The sequence below is a fragment of the Curtobacterium sp. 1310 genome (genome assembly GCF_017834105.1).
In the GTDB taxonomy this organism is placed as follows: domain Bacteria; phylum Actinomycetota; class Actinomycetes; order Actinomycetales; family Microbacteriaceae; genus Curtobacterium.
In genome coordinates this window covers 332,190-353,218 of sequence record NZ_JAFICY010000003.1, presented here as the reverse complement: position 1 = coordinate 353,218, position 21,029 = coordinate 332,190, and the positions used below count along the sequence as shown (strand labels likewise).

Below are 21,029 nucleotides of genomic sequence, written 5' to 3'. Positions count from 1 at the left end.
GATCTGACCGCAACGCTCGCGACACTCGATCCATGAGCATCGAGACCACGACCCACCTCAACTTCGACGGACAGGCCCGCGAGGCCCTGGACCACTACGCATCCGCGTTCGGCGGCACCGTGACCGCCGCCACCTACGGCCAGATGGGCGCGTCCCAGGACCCCGCCTGGGCGGACCGCATCGTGTTCGGTCAGGTCAACACCGAGGCCGGCTTCCGGATCATGGCGTTCGACGTCTGGCCGGACCAGCCGTACGACCAGGGCACGAACGCCTGCTACGTCTTCGTGCACGGCGACGACGCCGACGAGGTCACCCGGTACTGGGAGGCGCTGTCCGAGGGTGCCGAGGTGCGACAGCCGCTCGCGCCCTCGCCGTGGGCCCCGCTCGCCGGGCAGCTGCGCGACCGGTTCGGCGTCGTGTGGCAGTTCGACGTGGCGGCGCCGCAGGGCTGACACCCGACCCCGGCACGTGGACGGCCGACGGCAGCGCCTCAGTGCCGCCTGGCGACCGTCCACGTGCTCACGGTCACGGCAGCCGTCACGGCCGTCGGCGCGAACACCCGGTCCGGATCGACGTGGTGGTGGCTCGGGCCCATGTGCACCACGTCGTGCACGTCCTCCGCGGACAGCTCCATCGTCCACGTGAGGTCCTCGGACCCCTGCAGCGCGAACGTCGGCTCGAGCGACTCCCGCAGCCGCCGCTCCTTCTCCGGGTCCACCGCGATGGTCGCCTCGGCGAGCTCCGCCAGGTGTCCGGTCCGCGGCGTCACGACGACGAGCACACCGTCCGGGTGGAGCACCCGCGCGTACTCCCGCTGGTTGCGCGGGGCGAAGACGTCCAGCACGACGGCCGCCGTGTCGTCGACGACCGGGAGGCGCTCGGTCACGTCCCCGACGACGGCGCCGGCCCGCGGGTGGACGCGTGCCGCCCGCCGGACGGCGACGGGTGACAGGTCCAGCGCGACCCCGAGGCGGGCAGCGACGGGGACTGCCGGGGCCGAGCCGGGCCTCCCGGCCGACGCAGTCTCGTCCGGTCCGTCCAGCCCGTGCGCGAGGTAGGTGCCGGGGCCGGAGCCGACGTCGAGGACGACGCCCGGCGCCTCCGTGGCGGCGACCACCGCGGCGAGCGCCCGCTCGACCGGTGCGTAGTGCCCCCGCCCGAGGAACCGGATCCGCGCGTCGACCATGTCCGGCGTGTCCGCGGTCAGGGCGCGGCGCTTCGCGGGCAGGAGCGTGAGGTGGCCCTGCTTCGCCTCGTCGAACCGGTGCCCGGTGGCGCAGCCGACCTGCCCGCCGTCGACACGGGCGAGGGGCTCGGCGCAGACGGGGCAGGCGAGCACGGGGAGCAGGTCGTCGCGCACCGACCCAGCGTACGGGCGTCGGTAGCCTGGCCGGATGGCACTGGAGCAGCTCTTCGGCCTCGACGGACGCCGTGCACTGGTCACCGGGGGCAGCTCCGGCATCGGTCGGGCGATCGCGCTCGCCCTCGCGGACGCGGGCGCCCACGTGCTGGTCGCGGCGCGCACGCGGGAGGCGATCGACGAGACCGTCGCGACGATCACCGCCGACGGCGGGTCGGCCGCCGGTGTCGTCGCGGACCTGTCGACCCGGGAGGGCGCCCACGCGCTCGCGGACGCCGTCGGCGAGGTGGACGTCCTCGTCAACTCGGCCGGCATCAACCTGCGGCCGCCGATGCCGGACCTCGACGAGGGCACGTGGGACGCGACGATGGCCGTCAACCTCGACGCACCCTTCGTGCTCGGCCAGCGGCTCGCGCCCGGCATGGCCGCACGCGGGTACGGCCGGATCATCGGCATCAGTTCGCAGCAGGCCCACCGCCCCTTCGCCGCGAGCGGCGCGTACGGGGTGTCGAAGGCCGGCCTGGAGGCGCTGGCACGCTCCCAGGCGGAGGCCTGGTCGGGCAGCGGGGTCACCTCGAACGTCCTGGTCCCCGGCTTCGTGCAGACCGCGCTCAACAGGCGACTGTCCGCCGACCCCGAGCGGGTCGCGGCGCTCGCCGCGCGCACGCTCGTCGGGCGCAACGGCGAGCCGTCGGACTTCGCGGCCGTGGCGGTGTTCCTGGCCGGACCGGGGTCCGCGTACGTCACGGGCCAGTCGATCGCGGTCGACGGCGGCTTCTCGGTGCACTGACCCCGTGCACTGAGCCCCGTGCACTGACCTCCGCGCCCTGACCGCAGTGCGGCGGGCCGACGGTGGAAGCCGAGGTCTGCTCGGTAGCGTCGGTGCATGGCCGTCATCCACCGCGCAGAACTCCGACCGTCCAAGGCCGAGGCCCTCGCCGCCTGGCTGCCCGCGCAGCCGTGGAGCGGCCTCACCGCCGGTGCCGCCGTCGAGATCGTCACCCGCTTCCGGTTCGACGACCCCGAGGGCGAGGTCGGTGTCGAGGAGATCGTCGTGCGGACGCCCGAGGGACGGCTCCTGCACACGCCGCTGACCTACCGCGGCGCTCCGCTCGACGGCGCCCGGGGCTCCCTGGTGTGCGAGATGCACCACTCCGTGCTCGGGCAGCGCTGGGTGTACGACGCCGTCGCGGACCCGGTGTACGCCGACGTCCTGCGTCGTGCGATCGCCACCGGCGGGCACGAGGCGGAGCTCGAGCGCGCCGACGGCTCCGGACGGTTCGACAAGGAGGGCACGGCGGTCGGCAGCGGGTCGGCGCCGGACTCCCCCACGGTGACGTCGGCCACGGCCAGCACCGACGGGACCGAGACGACGGTGCGCACCGACCACGGCGACCTCGTCGTGCTGCGGGTGATCGGGCTGCCCGTGCCGGACGGCGAGACGCTGACCGCGACCTGGAACGACCGCTCCGCCGTCGTCGCGGTCCTGCCCGCCTGACGGACCCGGTCGCGGCCGCTCCGCGACGTGCCCCGTCCGGGGGACTCGGAGCTTCCGGGCGTCTGATTGCAATGTGCAACTTCAAGGCGGGACCGACTGGGTGGGGCTGCTCCCCGCCTCGGTGGTCGCCGCCGCCGCCGACCACGACCTGAGCGGCCCCCTCGCCGACGAGGAACGCGCGGCGATCGCCCGTGCCGTCCCGGCGCGGCGTGCCGAGTTCCGGACCGGCCGCCTGCTCGCCCGCCGCGCCCTGACGGCGATCGGCACCCCGGTGACGGCACTGCCCGTGGGTCGGAGCGGGGCTCCCCGCTGGCCCGAGGGCGTGGTCGGCACGATCACCCACTGCCCCGGCCTGCGCGCCTGCGCCGTCGCCCGGCGCGACGACCACGCCGGCATCGGCATCGATGCCACGCCGGCACGTCCCCTGCCGCCGGGAGTGCTCCGACGCATCGCGGACGTCACGGACGACCGTGTCGCGCGGGGTCTCACCGCACTCCGGCGAACCGGGGTTGAGAGTCCGGACAGCGTCCTGCTCGCCGCGACCGAGGCCGTCGCCAAGGCCCGCTCGGCCGCGCACGACGGCTGGTTCGGCATCGACGGTGCCCACGTGGAGCTGCGCCCGGACGGGACCTTCACGGCGAGCGCGCGTCGCGGCCCGGCGTTCGCGGCGACGGGACGGTGGGCAGTGGACCGGGGGACGGCGCGTGCGGGCATCGTGCTCGCCGCGCGCTGAGAGGCCGCGCGCGGGGGCGCGTCGGACGAACGAGGAAGGGAACCACCATGGTGCAGCAGGACGAGGACACCTCCGTCGAGGCGGTGTTCGACCGGTACGCCGACCGAACGGCGATCCGACAGCGGGACGGCGAGGTCGTCACCGACACGAGCTTCCGGGAGCTCCGGGACCGTGCGCGGGCCCTCGCGGCGGTGCTCGGCGAGTCCGTGGCCCCGGGTGACCGGATCGCGGTGCTCGGTCCGCCGAGCGCCGACGTCGTGACCCTCGAGCTCGCGTGCTCGGTGCTCGGCGCGGTGAGCGTGCCGCTGCAGACCAGCGCGGCCGTCGAGCAGCTCCGTGCGATCGTCGACGAGACGACGCCGGTGTGGCTGGGCGTCACCGCCGACCAGGCCGCGACGGCCCGGGCGGTCACCGACGCGGCCGCCGCCGAGGTGCACACCGTCCTGCTCGACACGACGGGTGCGGCCGGCGCGGCGACCGGGGCCGAGGGCACCGACGGTGCGGCGGCGCTGCCGACGCTCGCCGACCTCGTGGCACGGGGCCGCGACCTGCCGCAGCCGACCCCGTGGCGACCGGCGCCCGACGAGGACCCGCTCGCCCTGCTGCTGTACACCTCGGGCAGCACCGGGACCCCGAAGGGCGCGATGTACACGCGGTCCATGGTCGAGCGGCTCTGGCACGCACTCCCGCCGGACCACCCGGACGCCGTGACCGTCGGCTACGCCTACCTCCCGCTGAGCCACCTGACCGGTCGCGCGGCGCTGCTCGCCACGCTCGGCCGCGGCGGCACCGTGGCGCTCGCGACCTCGACCGACCTGTCGGCCCTGTTCGAGGACCTGCGGGTCTACGCACCGACCGAGCTCGTGCTCGTCCCGCGGATCGCCGAGATGGTCCGCCAGGAGGGCGCCCGCGAGGAGCAGCGCCGGCTCGCGGCCGGAGCCACCGACGCCCCGGCCGTGCGTGCTCAGGTGCAGGACGACCTCCGGACACGTGCCTTCGGTGGTCGCGTCGGGCAGGCCGTCTGCGCCAGCGCCCCGCTCACGCCCGAGCTCCGCACGTACCTCGAGGAGTGCCTCGGCGTCCCGCTGCACGACCTGTACGGCTCGACCGAGGCGGGCAGCATCCTGCGCGACGGCGTGGTGCAGCAGCCACCGGTCACCGAGCACAAGCTGGTGGACGTCCCCGAGCTCGGGTACCGCACCACCGACCGACCGCACCCGCGCGGCGAGCTGCTCGTGAAGAGCACCGCGGTGATCCCCGGGTACTTCCGCCGCCCGGACGTCACCGCCGCGGTGTTCGACGAGGACGGGTTCTACCGGACCGGCGACGTGATGGCGCAGACCGGTCCGGACACGTACGAGTACCTCGACCGCCGGAACAACGTCATCAAGCTCTCGCAGGGCGAGTTCGTCGCGGTCTCGGCCCTCGAGGCGACCTTCGGTGGGACGCCGGAGGTCCGGCAGATCGCCCTGCACGGGGACAGCAGGCACGCGTTCCTCGTCGCGGTCGTCGTGCCCGTCGACCCGGAGGCCACGGAGGGCGACCTGCTCGCCGCCCTCCAGCGCACCGCCCGCGCCCACGGGCTCGCGCCGTACGAGGTGCCCCGAGCGATCGTCGTCGAACCGGACCCCTTCACGGTCGACAACGGCATGCTCTCCGATGCCCGCAAGCTCCTCCGCCCCCGGGTCACCGCCCGCTACGGGGACCGGTTCGCGGCGCTCTACGACGCGGTCGCCGAGCAGCAGAGCGGCACCCTCGTCGCGACCCTGCGCGAGCACGTGGGTGACGAACCGACCGTCGACACCGTCGTCCGTGCCGCCCGTGACCTGCTCGGTGCCGAGGTCAGCACCGAGACCGCCTCGGCCGCCCGGTTCTCGGACCTCGGCGGTGACTCACTGTCGGCCCTGACGTTCTCCGGGGTCCTCGAGGACGTCTTCGAGACCGAGGTGCCCGTCGGTGTCATCACCGACCCGACGAACGACCTCGCCGCCGTGGCCGCGTACGTCGAGCGCTCGGCCGCCGACGACCGGCCGACCGTCGCCCGCGTGCACGGCGCCGACCCGACGGTGCTGCGGGCGTCGGACCTGCGGGTCGACCGCCTGCTCGGTGCGGTCCCCGCGCCGGTGGCACGCGCACCCCGCCCCACCGCGGACGGGCCGCGCACCGTCCTGCTCACCGGCGCGAACGGCTACCTCGGCCGCTTCACCGCGATGGACTGGCTCGAGCGGCTCGCACCGGTCGGCGGCTCGCTGGTCTGCGTCGTGCGCGGGTCGGACGACGCCGCTGCCCGCCGTCGACTGGACGCGGCCTTCGCGGCCGATCCCGCGTTCGCCGACCGGTTCGCCGAGCTCTCGGGGTCGCTCGAGGTGGTCGCCGGGGACGTCAGCGAGCACCTGCTCGGCCTCGAGGAACCGCGGTGGGAGGACCTCGCCGCGCGGGTCGACCTCGTCACGCACGCCGCCGCCCTGGTGAACCACGTCCTGCCGTACACCGCGCTGTTCGGGCCCAACGTCGTCGGGACCGCCGAGGTCGTCCGGCTCGCGATCGCCGCCGGGAGCGTCCCCGTCACCTTCGTGTCGAGCGTCGCCGTCGCCGGTGGAGCCCGCCCGAGCGCGACCGAGGACGTCGCCCCCGACGCCCCCGCGGCACTCGACGAGCGGGCGGACATCCGGTCGACGATCCCCGAGTGGACGATCGCCGACGAGTACGCGAACGGGTACGGCGCGAGCAAGTGGGCGAGCGAGGTGCTGCTCCGCGAGGCGCACGAGCAGCACGGCGTCCCCGTCGCGGTGTTCCGCTCCGACATGGTGCTGGCGCACCCGCGCTGGCGCGGCCAGGTGAACCTGCCCGACGTGTTCACCCGCCTGGTCTGGAGCGTGCTCGCGACCGGGCTGGCACCCGTGTCCTTCGTGCAGCGGACCCCGGACGGCCGGGTGCAGCGCTCGCACTACGACGGCCTGCCCGCCGACTTCACGGCCGCCGCGATCGACGCCATCGGCGCGTCGGTGGTCGACGGCCACCGGACGTTCAACGTCGTCAACCCGCACGACGACGGCGTCTCGCTGGACACCTTCGTCGACTGGCTGGTCGAGGACGGGTACGCGATCGAGCGGGTCGCGGACCACGCCGAGTGGGTCGAGCGCTTCCGGTCCGCACTCGAGGCGCTGCCGGACGAGGACCGTGCACGCTCGGTGCTGCCGCTGCTGCACGCGTTCGCGACCCCGGAGGTGCCGCACGCCGGGTCCGCGATCCCCGCGGACGCGTTCGCGGCCGCGGTCCGCTCGGTGCGTCCGCTCGGCTCGCCGGACATCCCGTCGCTCGACCACGCGCTCGTCACCAAGGTGGCGGACGACCTGACGTTCCTCGGTCTGCTCGGCCCGGCCGCGTCGCCCACGCGCTGAGCACCGGACGGGAGGCGCGGTGCCGGTCCGGCACCGCGCCTCCCGTCCGTCACCCGGTCGCATCGGGCGTGACTGCCGGGCGCGGCCCGACGGGCACCGGCAGGGCCTCTCTGCGCACGGCGAGCTGCTGGCAGGATCGAGCGCGTGAAGACACTGGAGTTGCCACAGACCGACCTCACCGCGTCCGACGTCGTCGTCGGCCTCATGCGGATCAACGACATGAGCGACGAGGACATCCGCGAGCTGTACACCGCCTCGCGCGACGCCGGCGTCACGATGTTCGACCACGCCGCCGTGTACGGCGTCTGGCACGGGTGCGAGCAGCGGTTCGGTTCCGCCGTCACCCTGTCGCCGTCCGAGCGCGCCGACATCCAGCTGCAGACCAAGGTCGGCATCCGCCCGACGCCGGACGGCGCGTACTTCGACTTCTCGTACGAGCACATCATCGAGTCCGTGCACGAGTCCCTCGAGGCGCTGCGGACCGACTACGTGGACGTGCTGCTCCTGCACCGTCCCGACGCCCTCGTCGAGCCCGAGGAGGTCGCCCGGGCGTTCGACGAGCTGCACGCCGCCGGCAAGGTGCACCACTTCGGCGTCTCGAACCACACCCCCGGTCAGGTCGAGCTGCTGAAGCGGTCGGTGCGGCAGCCGCTCGCGTTCAACCAGGTGCAGCTGAGCATCACGCACGCCAACGTGATCACGCAGGGCCTGACGGCGAACATGGCCGGGCTCGACCAGTCGATCGACCGCGACAACGACATCCTCAACCACGCCCGCCTGAACGACGTCACGCTGCAGGCCTGGTCGCCGTTCCAGAAGGGCTTCTTCGACGGCGTCTTCCTCGGCGACCGCGAGCAGTACGCCGAGCTCAACGACGTGCTCGAGGAGCTCGCCTCGGCACACGGCGTCACCCCGACGGGGATCGCGGTCGCGTGGATCACCCGACACCCCGCGCACTTCCAGGTCGTCCTGGGCACGACGAACCCGCAGCGGGTGCGGGACTCGGCCGCGGGTTCCGACGTCCGGCTCTCGCGCGAGGAGTGGTACCGCGTCCTGACGGCGGCGGGGCACACCGTCCCCTGACCGGGCTGCGGGGCTCAGCCCTGAGCGTGCCGCGCTCCGGAACTCGGCCCTGAGCGTGACGGGCTCCGGAGCTGGGCCCTGACCGTGCCGCGCTCCGCACAACGGGGAGCACGTCGCGCCACGGAAGTCCGTGGTGTCGCGTGCTCCCCGTTGTGCTGACGCACGTCGTGCCCCCAGGCTGCTCGGCTCGGCTCGGCTCGGTCGGGAGCGGGCGGGCGGGCGGTCAGTCGTCGGTGGTCGGTGCGCTCGGCACGCGCACGTCGACGGGTGAGACCCGTGACGGGTCGGCCGACGCGCCGCCGACGACGTCGAACGAGATGCCGAGCTCGGCGGCGGTGTCCTCGTCGAGCTCGAGTCCGTCCTCGGTGACCTGGTCCTCTGGGATGGCGCGACCCTTCGACGGGTCCCACGCGTTCGCGAACGACATGCGCACGAGCTTGCCGTCCCCGACCGACAGGACGCCGTGAGCGCCGTCGGCGGCACCGGCACCCCCTCCCCAGAGCGGGGGACACGCCTGACATTTCATCGTATCCGCATTACGATCCTCCTCGGTTTCGGAACGCAACACAGAGGAGTCCTGATTGGACGAGCGGCAGGGCAGCCGAGCAACAGGACTCCGCGGACGGTCCGAGGAGGTCAGGGGCGGCCCCGGCGCACCCGTGGTCGTCTCCGTGCGGGACGTGTCGAAGCGGTTCACGATCCGCAAGGACAACTCGCTCAAGGAGCGTGTGGTCACCTTCGGCCGTGCCGGCCGCCGGCACAGCGAGGACTTCTGGGCGCTCCAGGGGGTCGACCTCGAGATCCCGGCCGGCAGCACGGTCGGCCTCATCGGACCGAACGGTTCCGGCAAGTCGACGCTGCTGAAGATGATCGGCGGCATCCTCGAGCCCACGACCGGCGTCGTCGAGCGCCGCGGTCGCCTCGCCGCCCTCATCGAGCTCGGCGCCGGGATGCACCCCGACCTGACCGGGCGCGAGAACGTCTACCTGAACGCGTCGGTGCTCGGCATCCCCCGCGACGAGGTCGACGCCCGGTTCGAGGCGATCCTCCAGTTCTCCGGCATCGGTGACTTCATCGACACGCAGGTGAAGTTCTACTCGTCGGGCATGTACGTCCGGCTCGCCTTCGCCGTCGCGATCAACACCGACCCCGACGTGCTGCTGGTGGACGAGGTGCTGGCCGTCGGCGACGAGCAGTTCCAGAAGAAGTGCATCGACAAGATCAAGGAGTTCCAGGCGCAGGGCCGCACGATCGTGCTCGTGTCGCACTCGCTCGGCCAGGTCCAGGAACTCTGCGACACCGCGGTCGTCCTCCACCACGGTGAGGTCAAGTACCACGGGCCCGCCCGCGAGGCGGTGCAGAACTTCCGCGAGATCCTCGAGGGCCGCCGACTCGCCGAGGCCGAGGCCGAGGACCCCGACCAGGACCCCACGCCGGGCAGGGTCACGGACGTCGACGTCCGCGTCCCAGGACGCGAGCCGCAGGAGATCGTCCGCCCGGGAGACCCGCTGCGCATCACGGTCCGCTACGAGCACGCGACGCCGCTCGACCGCTGGAACGCCGGGTTCCTCATCGAGAACTCGCTCGGCAACCTCGTGTACGGCACCGACACGGGTCGCGTGGAGAAGGTCCTCTCGCCGCTCGACGGCTCCGCGACGCTCACGTTCGACCTGGACGCCGTCGTGTTCGGGAACGGACCGCACTTCGTGCACGCCTTCCTGTCGGACGAGCGCGGTGAGTACATCGCCCTCCGACGCGACGCCGCCCGGTTCGTCATGGAGGACGACCCGACCCACCTCGGCACCCACCGCATCCCGACCCTGATCAGCGAGGACCACACCGCATGACCCGACCGATGGTGACCATCCAGTCGGTGCTCTACCACTCCGACACGGAGCGGGTGGAGCGCGCACTCGAGAGCCTCGACAACGCCGCACGCTGGGCACGGTTCGACGACCGCGTCGCCGGGGTCCGCGTGCGCTACGGCGACTGCTCACCGGCGGCGACCGTCGACCCGGCCCTGCTCGAGCGCTGGCGCCGGGCGACGCCGAACCTCGCCTCGCTCGACTACGTGTCCTTCGGCGAGAACCTCGGGCACGGCGGCGCGCAGAACCGCCTCGCGGCCGAGGACGACTCCGAGCTGCGCATCATGGCGAACCCCGACGTGATCATCACCGGGGACACGCTCAGCCAGTTGGTCGAGCGCATGGACGACACCACGATCGGCGCGGTCGAGGCGAAGCAGCTCCCCCTCGAGCACCCCAAGGACTACGACGTCCGGAGCGGCATCACCTCGTGGGTCGCCGGTGCCTTCTGCATGGTCCGCTCCGCGCTCTTCGACGAGCTCGGCGGGTACGACCACGAGTCGTTCTTCATGTACTGCGACGACGTCGACCTGTCCTGGCGCATCCGGGAGCGCGGCTTCGGCGTGGCGATCGTCCCCGCAGCCCTCGCGTTCCACGACAAGCGCATCGGGTCGACGAGCGGCGTCCTCGAGCCGACGTCCGCCGAACGGTACTACTCCGTGGAGTCCGCCCTGCTGCTCGCCGACAAGTGGTCCCGGCCCGACATCAGCGAGGACATCCTGCGGTTCTTCGACGCGAACCCGGAGCCGGAGGCCACGCGTGCGTGCGCCGAGTACCGGCGCCGGCGCGACGACGGTCTGCTCGCGGACCGCCACGACCCCGACCACACGACCGCCGAATTCACCGGCGGCAACTACGCGGAACACCGGTACGGACTGTGAACGACGAGGCACGCTACGACAACGCCTACTCCGAGGAGAACACCTACGGGGCCGTCCTCCGCCTCCTGCGACGCTCCGTGGTCACGTCGGGCGAGCCGGCCGTCCTCCTCGACCTCGCCTGCGGTTACGGGGCCATCGCCGCGGCGGTCGAGGACCAGCTCGGCGCCACGTACGTCGGGGTCGACGTCGACGCGGACGCCGTGACGGCACTGCGCGACGGTGGCTTCGAGGCCCACGTCGGCGACGTCGGCGATCCCGAGGCGGTGCGCGTGCTGCTGCGCGACGTCGTCGGCGACCGCCGCGTGCTCGGGGTCACCATGCTCGACGGGCTCGAGCACCTGCCCGCCGGACGGGCCGTGCTCGCCGAGGTGTCGACGTTCCTCCGCGACCACAGCGCACCGCTCGTGCTCAGCGTGCCGAACAACACGCACCGCGACGTCGGGTTCAAGCTGGCGTTCGGCGCATGGGAGTACACCGACACCGGGCTGCTCGACGACACCCACGTCCACCTCTACAGCGAGCCCGAGCTCGAGCGCACGCTCCGTGCCGCCGGTCTGCACCGCACGGACCGCGAGGACTTCCTGCTGAGCAAGAGCGACCAGCACTTCCCGCTCGACCACCCGGCGCTCATGCGTGGCACCACCGTCAACCAGTGGATGAACGCGCTGCGCGACCAGGCCGCGCCGAACGCCCGCGTGAACCAGTTCGTCTGGGCTTGCCTGCCCGGGCCGGTCCCCGCCGCCGCGGTCACCCGGACGTCGACCGAGGACGACCCGTTCCTCACGGTCGTGATCCGGACCCAGGGGCGTCGTCCGCAGCAGCTCGCCGAGGTGTTCTCCTGCCTGGCGGGCCAGACGGACCAGGACTTCGAGGTGCTCATCATCGGCCACCACGTCGACGTCGCGACGCAGATCGTGCTCGAGCGGTTGATCGAACGCCAGCCGCCGTCGATCGCCGGCCGCACGCGCTTCGTCAAGGTCGACCACGGCTCGCGCGCCACGCTCCTCAACGAGGGCTTCCGACTGGCGACCGGGCAGTACGTCGTGGCGCTGGACGACGACGACCTGGTCTTCGCGCACTGGGTCTCGGCCTTCCGGGACGTGCATCGCAAGCACCCGGGGATGGTGCTCCGCAGCGTCGGGTCCCTGCAGGCGGCCGACGTCGTCAGCACCAGCGGCCACTGGGGCGTCCGTACCGAGGGGCCGATCACCCGGCCCTACGACGCCGAGTTCTCGATGGTGAAGCACCTCGTGCTGAACCAGACGCCGTTCATGACGGCGGCGTTCCCCCGCGGGCTCTTCACGAACCTCGGACTGCGCTTCGACGAGTCGCTGACCACGACCGAGGACTGGGACTACCTGCTCCGTGCCGCGTCGCTCGTCGGTGTCGCGGACTCCCTGCAGCTCACCGCGATCTACCACACGTGGGTGTCGCAGGACGGCTCGCGCACCGACCACGACATCGCGGAGTGGCTGCTGAACCAGTACTCCGTCGACCGCAAGATCGACGCCCTGCCGATCCTGCTGCCGGCCGGCGAGACGCGGCGCATCCGCGAGCTGGTGAAGCTCGCCGAGCAGCCGGCTCCGCCCCCCGCACCCGTGGCGCAGGAGTCGACCATCGACCACGGTGAGCGCTTCGCACTGGCGCAGCGACTCATCTCCCTGCTGGAGTCGCGGTCGTGGCGCGTGAGCGCTCCGCTCCGGGCCGTCTCACGCCTCCGCGGGACGAGCGGCCCCGTGCGGGCATCGGCCTTCGTCGACCCGGCCACCGACGAGCAGATCCTGCGCGACGCGATCGACGCGGTGCTGCGGTCGCGGTCGTGGCGGTCGACCCGTTGGCTCCGGCGCGGCGGCGTCTGAGCCGCAGCACCACGACGGGCCGCCCCTGGATCGTCCGGGGGTAGCCCGTCGTCGCGTCAGCGGTCGTCAGCGGGCCCCAGTGGGCCGTCCGGGCGAGGTCGGTCAGCCGTCTCGGGTCACCGGGCGACCGGGCCCCCACCGGCCTCGTCCTCGTCCTCGTGCGGGGCCGGCGAGACCGACGGGTCGACCGAGTCCGGGCCGACGTCGGCGCCGCGGTCCTCCTCGACCTCGATCTCGGTCTGGTCGTCGCCGTCCACGGGGAGGTCGGCGCCGGGCTGCTGCGGATCGAACGGTGTGCTCATCGACATGCTCCGAGCGTGCTCCCGCGACGGTGGGCGTCGGCTCGACGCTGTCCGTCCACCGCGCCGGGGTCGGCAGCGACCGCGTCAGCCGCGGCCGGGGCCCGTCGCCGGCCCCTGGGTGAGCGACCCGACGGTGGTGTCGACCGTCGTGTCCGCCGCACCGGATCCCTTGCCCTTGCCGCTGTTGCTCCCGGGACCGTTGCCGTTGCCGTTGCCGTTGTTGCCCGCGCCGCCCTGCGGGGCCTCGACGGGGTTGGACGCCGGACCGCCCGGTTGGGGGCCGACGCTCGGGTCGTCGGCGGGCTGGCTCGGTTCCTGCGCGGGCTCGCTCGGCTGCTGCTGCTCCTGGCTGGGCTCCTGCGCCGGCTCGCTCGGCTCCTGCGCGGGTTCGCTCGGCTGCTGCTCCTCCTGGCTGGGCTGCTGCTCCGGCTCGCTCGTCTGCTGCTCCGTCGGCGACGAGGGCTCGCTGGAGTCGGTCGGCGCGGGCGTCGAGTCGTCTCCTCCGCCCAGCGCGATCAGCGCGACGCCGATCCCCGCGAGGACGAGGATCCCGACGACCACCGCGGTGATGATCCCCGCACGCCGTCGCTTCGATCCGTCCGTACCGGGACCGCCCCGTCCGGCAGCCCCCGCTGGACCACCGGCTCCTCGCGACGCGGCACCACCGGCCACCGCACCACCGCCAGCAGCAGCGGCGGCGCTCGCTCCACCGGCGCCCCGCTGGGCACCGAGGACCGTCGTCGCGACGTCGTCCTGCGCGCCCGTCCGGTCGTACGCCCGGGTCGCGGCGTCGGCACCGCCGGCGTTCGGCATCGCCCGCGTGGCCTGGTCGCCGTCCGCAGCGCCCGGCACGGCCTGGGTGGCCTGGTCGGCGTGGGCTGCGTCCGGTCCCCCGGCACCGAGCGCGGCACCGGCGAGACCGGCTCCGGCACCGGCCGCTCCGCCGGCAGCACGGGTGAGCGTGCCGGGTCCGCCCGGGAGCAGCTGGGTCGCCGGTGCCGTCCCGTCGCGTTCGAGGGCACGGAGACGTCGGGCCGCCTCGGCCGCGGTCGGGCGCTCGGCCGGGTCCTGCGCCGTCATCACGCGCAGCAGCGTCCGCCACGCGGTGGGCAGGTGCTGGTCGATGTCGGGGCCCCGCGTGAGCCGCGCGGTGGCGGACTCGACGGCGGTGCCGGGGAACGGACGTGCACCCGTCAGGCACTGCAGCAGGACGAGCCCGAGGGCGTAGACGTCGGCCTGACCGGTGACCTCGCGCCCGAGGACCTGCTCCGGTGAGATGTAGGCGGCGGTGCCGATGACGGTGCCGGTCCCGGTCACGCGGGCGGCGTCCCGGAGCAGCGCGATGCCGAAGTCGGCGAGCTTGACGTGCTGGCCGTCGCTCTCGAGCAGCACGTTGGCGGGCTTCACGTCACGGTGCACGATGCCCTGCGCGTGCACGGCGGCGAGTCCCTCGGCGACCTGGGCGCCGGTGCGCGCGGTCGTCGTGGTGTCGAGCGGGCCCTCGCGCAGCCGGGTGTCCAGGTCGCTGCCGGGGACGAGCTCCATCACGAGGTACGAGTCGCCGTTGCCGTCGTCGAGTGCGGCGTCGTAGAGCGTGACGAGCGAGGGGCTGCGGAGCGCGGCCAGCGTGTGCATCTCGGCCTCGGCGCGCGCACGTTCGCCGTGGTCGACCGCGCCGATCCGGAAGACCTTGACGGCCACCTCGCGGCCGAGCTGCTCGTCGACGGCGCGGTAGACGGAGGCCATGCCGCCGTGACCGAGCGTGCCGGTGACGCGGTACCTGCCGCCGAAGACCCGTTCTTCCATGCGGGTGAACCTACCGTGACGACCTGACCGGGCGTGCCGGTCCGCGGCCGCGCACGACCGGGTCGGCACCCCGGTGGAGGGCGGTCAGGTACAGCCGGTGCGCCGTGATCACGAGCGCCAGCCACGCAAGACCGAGGGCCCACGCGGCGAGCACGTCCGTCGTCCAGTGGTGGCCCAGGAACACCCGCGAGACGCCGATCGACAGCACGAAGAGCGTGCCGACGACGATCGTCCACACCCGGGTGACCGTGCGTGACTGCCGCAGGATGAGCAGGTACACGATCGTGCCGACGACGACCGTGGCGTTGAGCGTGTGGCCGGACGGGAACGACGGCGAGTGCTCGTACGGCGGCACCGCGTCGGACAGCGGCGGTCGGGCACGGCCGATCAGGTCCTTGCCTGCGATCGTCATGAGGAGCGAGCCGCCGCTCGCTGCGACGAGCAGCACGAGCGGGGTCCAGGCGCGGCGCTGCACCGTGAAGCCGATCAGGAAGCAGACCGCGACGATCGGCATCCCGATCGTCCCGGCGATGTCGGTCCACCACGTGACCGCCTGGTCGGCGAACGGGGAACGCAGGGTGAGCATCCAGTCGAGGACGGGGCGGTCGAGCACCGCGACGTCGTCGGACGCCCGCACGGCGTCGTACACCTCCGATGCCGCCCAGGTCGCGGTCGCGGCGATGCCGACACCGACGGCCAGCGTCAGGACGAGCAGGGGGAGGGCGCCGTAGCGACGGCCGAGTGTCGCCCAGCCCTCGGCGACCGTGTGGCCGGCCCGGGACCGCCACGTCGTGAGGTCGAGGTCGCCGACGCGCCGGTCCTCGACGACCGCCGCCTGCTCCGCACGGTCGACCCGACCGGCAGCCGAGGGGTCCTCGTCGTGGTGTCGCTCCATCGACCCACCCTGCCCGTCCCAGGCTGCGAGCGCGCACGCGCCTGCCCGGACGCAGTCCTCACCGCGGGCGAGCACCCGCCCGTACCGGCCCGGACGCAGTCCTCACGGCGGGCGAGCACCCGCACGCGCCGGCCCGGCTCAGTCCTTCGCGGCCCCGTAGTCGCGCACCGTCGACACCGTCAGGGGGAAGACCACCGGGAAGTCCCGGAAGAGCAGCCGTCCGGCGTCGACCGCCGCGGCCCGGACCTGCTCCGCCACGAACGCGGCGTGCTCGACGGGCGTGTGCACCACGATCTCGTCGTGCACGAAGAACACCAGGTGCGGCCCGGCGGTCAGCGGGCCGGGGAACCGGGTCGCGAGCCGGGTCCGGAGCGATCCCATCCACGCCAGTGCCCACTCGGCCGCGGTGCCCTGCACCACGAAGTTCCGCGTGAAGCGCCCCCAGCTGCGGGCACGCCCCTCGACCGCCCGCTGCTGCGCCGGCGTGCCGTCCACCGACCAGGCGCGGTTGCGCGCGGCGAACCAGGCCTCGTCGGGGACGGGCGACGTCCGGCCGAGCAGCGTCGTCACGGGCTCGCCGCGCTCGCCCGCCCGGGCCGCCCGGTCGACGAGCCCCAGCGCCGCAGGGAACGCCCTCGCCAGCCGCGGGACGAGCCGTCCAGCGTCACCCTGGGTCGCGCCGTACATCGCGCCGAGCATCGCGCCCTTCGCCTGCTGCCGCGTCTCGACCGCGCCCGAGGCGACCACCCCGTCGTACAGGTCCCGCCCGTCGCCCGCGGTCGCCATCGCCCGGTCACCGGCCATCGCCGCGAGCACCCGCGGTTCGAGCTGCGCCGCATCCGCCACCACGAAGGCCCAGCCGTCGTCGGCGACCACCGCACTGCGGACCGTCCTCGGCAGCTGCATGGCGCCGCCGCCGTCCGCCGCCCAGCGCCCGGTGACGACCCCGCCGACGACGTACTTCGGGTGGAAGCGCCCGTCCTGCACCCACTCGTCGAGCCATGCCCAGCCGTTCGCGGTGAGCAGGCGGGACAGGCGCTTGTACTCGAGCAGCGGCGCGATGACCGGGTGCTCGAGCTCCTGCAGCTCCCACTTGCGCGTCGACGTCACCATCAGGCCGACGGCCCGGAGCGACCGCAGGACGTCGGCGGGCGAGTCGGGGTTGAGTGCGGGGTCGCCGAGGTGGGCGCGGATCTCCCCCGCGAGCTCCTCGAGCCGGCGCGGCCGTACCCCGGCGGGTACCCGGGGGCCGAGTTCCTCCTCGAGCAGGCGCTCGTGCACGTCCGGACGCCAGGGCAGACCCGCGGACAGGATCTCGGCCGCGACGAGGGCTCCCGCCGACTCGGCGGTGGTGAGCAGGCGCAGTGCGCCCGGCGTCGTCGACGTGGCGACCGCGTCGAGCTGGCGGCGGAACTCGGCGACCGGATCGGCTGCGTCGTCGGCCGGTGCGACGGTGAAGAGCGCGTCGTCGAACAGCCGGGCCTGCGTCGGGCGGGTGGGGCGGGCCTCCTGGCCGGGGTCGTCCCACGTGTCGGGTGGTGCCGTCGCGAGGGCCGTCCCCCGTGCGGCGAGCGCGCCGCGCAGGATGCGACGGCACAGGCGGAGGTCGACGCAGCGGCCGACACGTCCTCCGGCCGCCAGGACGGCCGGGTACCAGCGGGCGGTGTCGTCCCAGACCCAGCGCACGTCGGGTGCGTCGTGCGCGGCGACGAAGGCCGGGAGGCCCGGCTCGTCCAGGCGCGTCGGCTCGCCGGCCGGCTCCCCCGCGTCGGTCAGGGGCGTCGCGGTGACGCCGCCGTCGACGCGGTGGAGGACGAGGTGCACCCGACGATCATCCTCCTTCCCGCGGGACGCACCGTCGGCGGGTGCTCGCAGCGGTACCGCGGTGCGAGGTGTCGCCGGGGTCGCGTCGTGCGAGGGAGGGCTCAGTCGGCGGGGTGGGGGTCCTGCGTCGCGTCGGTCCGGGGGTCGGTGCCGTCGGCGTCCCCCGGGCGGACGGCCGCGGAGTCCGCGACGTCGATGCGCACGTCCCCGTCCTCGGCGCGGGAGACCTCGACGCGCGGATCGGCGTCGTGCTCGTCCGACCCGGACATCCTGCGGAGGGTGTCCTGTCGGCGTTCCTCGAAGGACATGTCGACGCCGTCGCCGAGGTGGTCGTGGTCCGTGTCGCTCATGCGTCCGACCGTACCCGCGGCGGCCGGAGTGCCTCCCGGCAGTGCACGTGAGCAGCGTTCAGCGATTTGGTGCGCGAATCGGACAGACGCCATGGTGGAGTGATGGAGGTGGAGTGATGGAGACGGAGCGCGCACGAGCACCACGGTGGCGACCGGTCCCCGCCGACGACGTCCCGATCCACGCGGTGGTCCGCTACCGCGACCGCGGGCGACTCGTCGCCGGGACGGCGGTGGACGTCCTCGACACTCCGGGGCGTCCCGCACTCATCGTCCGCACCGACGACGGGCAGCACCACGTCGCACCGCGCGCGATCCCGCTGGAGATGCAGGTCCACTGACCGGCCCGGGCGGTCGTACCGGGGCCGTCGCCACGACGCAGCGCGCTGCGGCCGCTCAGCAGAGGGGGACGTTGACCGCCAGTCCGCCCATCGCGGTCTCCTTGTACTTCGTCGACATGTCCGCACCGGTCTGCCGCATCGTCTCGACGACCTGGTCGAGGGACACGTGGTGCACACCGTCCCCGCGCAGCGCCATCCGGGCCGCGTTGATCGCCTTGTTCGCCGCGATCGCGTTCCGCTCGATGCAGGGGATCTGCACGAGGCCGCCGATCGGGTCGCAGGTCAGCCCGAGGTTGTGCTCCATCGCGATCTCGGCGGCGTTCTCGACCTGTTCGGGGGTCCCACCGAGGACCTCGGCCAACCCGGCCGCCGCCATCGACGCGGCGGAGCCGACCTCGCCCTGGCAGCCGACCTCGGCGCCCGAGATCGACGCCCGCTCCTTGTAGATCGAGCCGATGGCCCCGGCCGTGAGCAGGAAGCGGACCACGGCGTCGTCGCGGTCCTCCGGGAGGACCTCGGAGACGTAGGTCAGGGCGTAGTACAGCACCGCGGGGATGATCCCGGCGGCACCGTTCGTGGGGGCGGTGACGACCCGGCCACCCGTGGCGTTCTCCTCGTTGACCGCCATCGCGGTGAGGTTCACCCACTCCATCGCGAAGAGCGGGTCGTGGTGCGGGTCGTCGCGGGTGAGCTGCTCGTGCCAGTTCGCCGCGCGACGCCGGACCGTTAGGCCGCCGGGCAGCGTGCCGGTGCGGCGGATGCTGCGGTCGACGCTCTCGCGCATGACGTCGTGCACGTGCAGGAGTCCGGCGCGGACCTCGGCACCGGTCCGTGTCGCGGTCTCGTTCGCCATCGCGACGCCGCTGACGGGCAGGCCGGTCGCGGCGCACGCGGCGAGGAGTTCGGCGCCGCTCGAGAACGGGTGCGGGACGGCGTCGTCGACGGGGATCGCGGCCTCGGCCACGGCACCCTCGGTGTCGCTCGTGATGAACCCGCCACCGATCGAGTAGTAGGTCTCCTCGGCGAGGACCGCCCCCGAGGCACCGGTCGCCCGCAGCCGCATCGCGTTCGGGTGGCGGGGCAGCATGGTGAGCGGGTGCAGCACGATGTCGGCCTGGCGGAACGGCACCGTCGCTCCGCCCGCGAGCCGCAGCACACCGGTGTGTTCGAGGTCGTCCAGGGACGCTGCCATCGCGTCCGGGTCGACCGTCTCGGGGTCGGAGCCCATCAGCCCGGCGAGCACCGCACCGAGCGTGCCGTGTCCCTGCCCGGTCGAGGCGAGCGAGCCGTACAGGTGGACGTCGAGCCCGGTCACGGGGGCGTCGGCGAGCCCGGCCGCGAAGGCCGCGCCGGCACGCATGGGCCCGACGGTGTGGGAACTCGACGGGCCGATCCCGACGCTGAACAGATCGAAGACGGAGACCGGCATCCCGCCACACTAACCCGTCCGGACGGCACTGCTGTCGGGTACCGAGAGTGGACCGCTCCATCGGCACGGGCGTGGGAGACTCGTGCCATGCCCATCCTCCACAAGGACATGCAGGTCTGCATCTCGCTCGCGGCCCGACCGAGCAACATCGGCACGCGCTTCCACAACTTCCTCTACGACGAGCTCGGGCTGGACTTCGTCTACAAGGCGTTCACCACGACCGACCTGCCCGGCGCGGTCACCGGGATCCGCGCGCTCGGCATCCGGGGCTGCTCGGTGTCGATGCCCTTCAAGGAGGCGATCATCCCCCTCGTCGACGTGGTCGAGGAGTCCGCGGCCGCCATCCGGTCGATCAACACCGTGGTGAACGACGACGGTGTGCTCACCGCGTCGAACACCGACTACGAAGCCGTCGCGTCCCTGCTCCGCACGCACGATGTCGACCCGACGGCCCGCGTGGTGCTCCGTGGCTCCGGCGGGATGGCCAAGGCGGTCACGGCGGCGTTCCGCGGTGCGGGCTTCGAGCAGCTCACCGTCGTCGCGCGCAACGCGGAGACCGGTCCTGCCCTGGCCGAGCAGTACGGCTTCGACTGGGTCGCGAGCGTGCAGGAGGCGCCCGAGGCCGACGTCCTGGTCAACGTCACCCCGCTCGGCATGCGCGGTGCGGACGAGGACGCCCTCGCCTTCGCGCAGGACCGTGTCGAGGCCGCGTCGACCGTCTTCGACGTGGTCGCGTTCCCCGCCGAGACCCCGCTGGTCCGCGCCGGTCGCGCCGCGGGTGCGCACGTGATCACCGGCGCCGAGGTCATCGCACTGCAGGCAGCCCGCCAGTTCGAGCGGTACACGGGCGTCGCCCTGACGAACGACCAGGTGCGTCGAGCGAGCGAGTTCAGTCGCGCGGAGTGACCAGGTGGCGGCACGGAGGCTCGTGGCGGTGCCGCCACGAGCCTCCAGACCGTCTACTGGGCGCCCGCGCGCCCCTCCGCGACCCAGCGGAGCCGCCGGATGCTCTCGTTGTTGCGGATCCAGATGCCGGGCTGCGCGATGAACCCGGGCACGAGTGATCCGGGACCCCGGACGGGGTTCTCGCGGAGCGTCACCCGGCTCCCCCGCGGGTGCGGTTCCACCTCGACCTCGACCCGGGCCTCGCCGACCGGCCAGCCCTTCGCCTGGATGACGAGCCGCCGGGGCTCGTCGACCTCGAGCGAGATCGTCGTGTCGTTGATCAGGAACGGCCAGATGCCGAACGAGTGGTGCAGCTCCGTACCGACGGCGGGCCACCCCGGGTCCTGACCGCGCATGCGCGAGGCGCCGACCACCCAGGTCGGGTAGAGCCAGCCGTCCCGGAGCACGTCGAAGACGGCCTCCGGGCTGCAGTGCACGATGCGGACGTTCTTCGCCATGG

20 protein-coding genes are annotated in these 21,029 nt (G+C 73.5%); 11 read left to right on the top strand and 9 right to left on the bottom strand.

All coding sequences use genetic code 11. From position 1 onward, the window contains the following. The first annotated feature begins 32 nt into the window (after positions 1 to 32). Entirely contained in the window at positions 33 to 452 is a 420-nt protein-coding gene (locus JOD95_RS10055; protein WP_209684854.1) for a VOC family protein, read from the top strand. Between the two features lie 38 nt (positions 453 to 490). Here JOD95_RS10055 and JOD95_RS10050 read toward each other — a convergent pair whose 3' ends face one another. Further along, entirely contained in the window at positions 491 to 1,360 is an 870-nt protein-coding gene (locus JOD95_RS10050) for a putative RNA methyltransferase (protein ID WP_209684853.1), read from the bottom strand. 34 nt (positions 1,361 to 1,394) lie between these two features. Here JOD95_RS10050 and JOD95_RS10045 point away from each other — a divergent pair, with 34 nt between their 5' ends. The 5 genes from JOD95_RS10045 to JOD95_RS10025 all read left to right on the top strand — a co-directional run bounded on the left by JOD95_RS10045 (position 1,395) and on the right by JOD95_RS10025 (position 8,075). After that, positions 1,395 to 2,150, top strand: a complete 756-nt coding sequence (locus JOD95_RS10045) for an SDR family NAD(P)-dependent oxidoreductase (RefSeq protein ID WP_209684852.1) — start codon at positions 1,395 to 1,397, stop codon at positions 2,148 to 2,150. A 96-nt stretch (positions 2,151 to 2,246) separates the two neighbouring features. Beyond that, entirely contained in the window at positions 2,247 to 2,858 is a 612-nt protein-coding gene (locus JOD95_RS10040; RefSeq protein ID WP_209684851.1) for a hypothetical protein, read from the top strand. A 73-nt stretch (positions 2,859 to 2,931) separates the two neighbouring features. Continuing rightward, positions 2,932 to 3,591 (top strand): 4'-phosphopantetheinyl transferase, encoded by a 660-nt coding sequence (locus JOD95_RS10035; protein ID WP_066657245.1) that lies wholly within the window; start codon positions 2,932 to 2,934, stop codon positions 3,589 to 3,591. Positions 3,592 to 3,638: 47 nt separating this feature from the next. After that, positions 3,639 to 6,992, top strand: coding sequence for a carboxylic acid reductase (gene car / locus JOD95_RS10030; protein ID WP_209684850.1), 3,354 nt, complete (start codon positions 3,639 to 3,641; stop codon positions 6,990 to 6,992). A 144-nt stretch (positions 6,993 to 7,136) separates the two neighbouring features. After that, the gene (locus JOD95_RS10025; protein ID WP_209684849.1) at positions 7,137 to 8,075 is read left to right on the top strand and encodes an aldo/keto reductase family oxidoreductase; all 939 of its coding nucleotides are present in this window, start codon (positions 7,137 to 7,139) and stop codon (positions 8,073 to 8,075) included. A gap of 223 nt (positions 8,076 to 8,298) precedes the next feature. Here JOD95_RS10025 and JOD95_RS10020 read toward each other — a convergent pair whose 3' ends face one another. After that, positions 8,299 to 8,502, bottom strand: a complete 204-nt coding sequence (locus JOD95_RS10020; protein WP_066657251.1) for a hypothetical protein — start codon at positions 8,500 to 8,502, stop codon at positions 8,299 to 8,301. Between the two features lie 154 nt (positions 8,503 to 8,656). Here JOD95_RS10020 and JOD95_RS10015 point away from each other — a divergent pair, with 154 nt between their 5' ends. The 3 genes from JOD95_RS10015 to JOD95_RS10005 are packed head-to-tail and all read left to right on the top strand — an operon-like array spanning position 8,657 to position 12,680. Then, a complete protein-coding gene (locus JOD95_RS10015) occupies positions 8,657 to 9,922 on the top strand; it encodes an ABC transporter ATP-binding protein (RefSeq protein ID WP_245172043.1) in 1,266 nt (421 codons plus the stop codon). Further along, a complete protein-coding gene (locus JOD95_RS10010) occupies positions 9,919 to 10,821 on the top strand; it encodes a hypothetical protein (RefSeq protein ID WP_209684848.1) in 903 nt (300 codons plus the stop codon). The genes JOD95_RS10015 and JOD95_RS10010 overlap by 4 nt, the downstream gene beginning before the upstream one ends. After that, on the top strand, positions 10,818 to 12,680 hold the full coding sequence (locus JOD95_RS10005; protein WP_209684847.1) for a methyltransferase domain-containing protein: 1,863 nt from the start codon (positions 10,818 to 10,820) through the stop codon (positions 12,678 to 12,680). Before JOD95_RS10010 ends, JOD95_RS10005 begins: the two co-directional genes overlap by 4 nt. A gap of 116 nt (positions 12,681 to 12,796) precedes the next feature. Here the strand turns inward: JOD95_RS10005 and JOD95_RS10000 are convergent, their stop codons facing one another. The 5 genes from JOD95_RS10000 to JOD95_RS09980 form a co-directional block, all read right to left on the bottom strand. Beyond that, positions 12,797 to 12,988 carry a hypothetical protein gene (locus tag JOD95_RS10000; protein WP_066657254.1) on the bottom strand — a complete coding sequence of 64 codons (192 nt, stop codon included), beginning with the start codon at positions 12,986 to 12,988 and terminating at the stop codon, positions 12,797 to 12,799. Positions 12,989 to 13,066: 78 nt separating this feature from the next. Continuing rightward, positions 13,067 to 14,788: a serine/threonine-protein kinase gene (locus JOD95_RS09995; RefSeq protein WP_209684846.1), complete on the bottom strand. Its 1,722-nt coding sequence runs from the start codon at positions 14,786 to 14,788 to the stop codon at positions 13,067 to 13,069. A 10-nt stretch (positions 14,789 to 14,798) separates the two neighbouring features. Then, positions 14,799 to 15,683: a phosphatase PAP2 family protein gene (locus JOD95_RS09990; RefSeq protein ID WP_209684845.1), complete on the bottom strand. Its 885-nt coding sequence runs from the start codon at positions 15,681 to 15,683 to the stop codon at positions 14,799 to 14,801. A gap of 138 nt (positions 15,684 to 15,821) precedes the next feature. Continuing rightward, entirely contained in the window at positions 15,822 to 17,507 is a 1,686-nt protein-coding gene (locus JOD95_RS09985; protein WP_066657263.1) for a bifunctional 3'-5' exonuclease/DNA polymerase, read from the bottom strand. 101 nt (positions 17,508 to 17,608) lie between these two features. After that, positions 17,609 to 17,857: a hypothetical protein gene (locus JOD95_RS09980; RefSeq protein WP_245172042.1), complete on the bottom strand. Its 249-nt coding sequence runs from the start codon at positions 17,855 to 17,857 to the stop codon at positions 17,609 to 17,611. A gap of 116 nt (positions 17,858 to 17,973) precedes the next feature. On the opposite strand from JOD95_RS09980, the gene JOD95_RS09975 reads away from it, so the two are divergent. Then, the gene (locus JOD95_RS09975) at positions 17,974 to 18,195 is read left to right on the top strand and encodes a hypothetical protein (protein WP_066657269.1); all 222 of its coding nucleotides are present in this window, start codon (positions 17,974 to 17,976) and stop codon (positions 18,193 to 18,195) included. 55 nt (positions 18,196 to 18,250) lie between these two features. Here JOD95_RS09975 and JOD95_RS09970 read toward each other — a convergent pair whose 3' ends face one another. Continuing rightward, positions 18,251 to 19,624 (bottom strand): L-serine ammonia-lyase, encoded by a 1,374-nt coding sequence (locus JOD95_RS09970; protein WP_209684844.1) that lies wholly within the window; start codon positions 19,622 to 19,624, stop codon positions 18,251 to 18,253. A gap of 87 nt (positions 19,625 to 19,711) precedes the next feature. Between JOD95_RS09970 and JOD95_RS09965 the strand changes: the two genes are divergently transcribed. After that, positions 19,712 to 20,530 carry a shikimate 5-dehydrogenase gene (locus tag JOD95_RS09965; protein WP_066657283.1) on the top strand — a complete coding sequence of 273 codons (819 nt, stop codon included), beginning with the start codon at positions 19,712 to 19,714 and terminating at the stop codon, positions 20,528 to 20,530. 53 nt (positions 20,531 to 20,583) lie between these two features. On the opposite strand, the gene JOD95_RS09960 is transcribed toward JOD95_RS09965, so the two are convergent. After that, on the bottom strand, positions 20,584 to 21,027 hold the full coding sequence (locus tag JOD95_RS09960; protein WP_066657286.1) for an SRPBCC family protein: 444 nt from the start codon (positions 21,025 to 21,027) through the stop codon (positions 20,584 to 20,586). Positions 21,028 to 21,029: the final 2 nt, after the last annotated feature.

Excerpts from the sequence above, each read along its gene's own strand:
- JOD95_RS09975 (WP_066657269.1), top strand. The coding sequence starts at position 17,974 with ATGGAGACGGAGCGCGCACGAGCACCACGGTGGCGACCGGTCCCCGCC.
- JOD95_RS09995 (WP_209684846.1), bottom strand. The coding sequence starts at position 14,788 with ATGGAAGAACGGGTCTTCGGCGGCAGGTACCGCGTCACCGGCACGCTC.
- JOD95_RS09970 (WP_209684844.1), bottom strand. The coding sequence starts at position 19,624 with ATGCCGGTCTCCGTCTTCGATCTGTTCAGCGTCGGGATCGGCCCGTCG.
- JOD95_RS10045 (WP_209684852.1), top strand. The coding sequence starts at position 1,395 with ATGGCACTGGAGCAGCTCTTCGGCCTCGACGGACGCCGTGCACTGGTC.
- JOD95_RS10040 (WP_209684851.1), top strand. The coding sequence starts at position 2,247 with ATGGCCGTCATCCACCGCGCAGAACTCCGACCGTCCAAGGCCGAGGCC.
- JOD95_RS09960 (WP_066657286.1), bottom strand. The coding sequence starts at position 21,027 with ATGGCGAAGAACGTCCGCATCGTGCACTGCAGCCCGGAGGCCGTCTTC.
- JOD95_RS10000 (WP_066657254.1), bottom strand. The coding sequence starts at position 12,988 with ATGTCGATGAGCACACCGTTCGATCCGCAGCAGCCCGGCGCCGACCTC.
- JOD95_RS09980 (WP_245172042.1), bottom strand. The coding sequence starts at position 17,857 with ATGAGCGACACGGACCACGACCACCTCGGCGACGGCGTCGACATGTCC.
- JOD95_RS09990 (WP_209684845.1), bottom strand. The coding sequence starts at position 15,683 with ATGGAGCGACACCACGACGAGGACCCCTCGGCTGCCGGTCGGGTCGAC.
- JOD95_RS10055 (WP_209684854.1), top strand. The coding sequence starts at position 33 with ATGAGCATCGAGACCACGACCCACCTCAACTTCGACGGACAGGCCCGC.
- JOD95_RS09965 (WP_066657283.1), top strand. The coding sequence starts at position 19,712 with ATGCCCATCCTCCACAAGGACATGCAGGTCTGCATCTCGCTCGCGGCC.
- car (WP_209684850.1), top strand. The coding sequence starts at position 3,639 with ATGGTGCAGCAGGACGAGGACACCTCCGTCGAGGCGGTGTTCGACCGG.
- JOD95_RS10010 (WP_209684848.1), top strand. The coding sequence starts at position 9,919 with ATGACCCGACCGATGGTGACCATCCAGTCGGTGCTCTACCACTCCGAC.
- JOD95_RS10020 (WP_066657251.1), bottom strand. The coding sequence starts at position 8,502 with ATGTCGTTCGCGAACGCGTGGGACCCGTCGAAGGGTCGCGCCATCCCA.